Raw genomic sequence first — 1,069 nt, forward strand, 5'->3', positions numbered from 1 at the left:
TCTCCTGGTTTTGCTGTTATATCTTTTAATTCAATGTTTGTATAGTTATATACAACTTTAGCAACTTCTAAATCTTCCATGTAAAGTGATATATCATCATGTTTAGCAGGAAGTTTACTAATATCAACTACAGCTGTGTAGTTATTTTCAGGTGAAAGAACAATACCTGTTGTATTAATTAAATTATTAGATGAGGTAATTTTAAAAGATTTATTTAAGCCAAGAGAAATATTAGAAAGTGAGTGTATATAGTATGATTCATATTTGTATAATTGTAGTGTAATATTACTATTTTTCTGGTTAATCATGTTGAAATTAGTTTTATTATTAACTAAAACAACAAGATCTTCCCCATTATATTGAGAATTAGAACCATACCAATTATAACTTGAATAATATGGAATATAACTTCCAGAATATGGACTTTCATCATATATTACACATTTTGTCATTGTAATATTATTTCTTGATAAATCAACATATATAGTTCCACGATTTGCTTCATTATTTATAAATTCACAATTTCTAATGTCTCCAATTACATTTGTTGTTATACTTAAAGCTCCACCATAACAATTAGAACCTACCATAGTGTTATTTTCAAATAATGAATAAGCTATTGTGAAATTATTTTCAAGTTTTATAGCACCACCATAACATCTAGTACTACTTTTACTTGGTATTACTGTGTTGTTTATGAATTTTGAATTATTAATATTAACAACTGATTTGGAGTATATTGATCCCCCTGTATTGTTATTAAATCCGTTGGTAAATGTTATATTGTTGAAATTTACTTTTAATGTTGTTGTATTAAGGTTAAAATGTCTTGTTATGTTTTGTCCGTTAAATATTGTTTTATCTGTGTTTTCTCCATTTATTGTTATTGATTTTATGTTTGATGTTGTGTTTATTTCAAGTTCTTCTGTGAATTTGTATTCCCCGTTTTTTACATTTATTATGTAGTCTGTTGTGTTGTCGCCTTCATTTTTTATGTTGTTCCATGATTGTTTTAGTGTTTCATAGTCAGTAGCTGTTTGTGTTGTTTCTACTGCTTTTTTAGGTTGTT

General features: G+C 26.3%; 1 pseudogene. It reads right to left on the reverse strand.

The annotated features are described in order from the left end of the window. Positions 1 to 1,069 (reverse strand): annotated as a pseudogene (locus MSCUN_RS08325) (hypothetical protein); the annotation flags it as partial.

This window comes from Methanosphaera cuniculi (genome assembly GCF_003149675.1).
GTDB lineage: Archaea > Methanobacteriota > Methanobacteria > Methanobacteriales > Methanobacteriaceae > Methanosphaera > Methanosphaera cuniculi.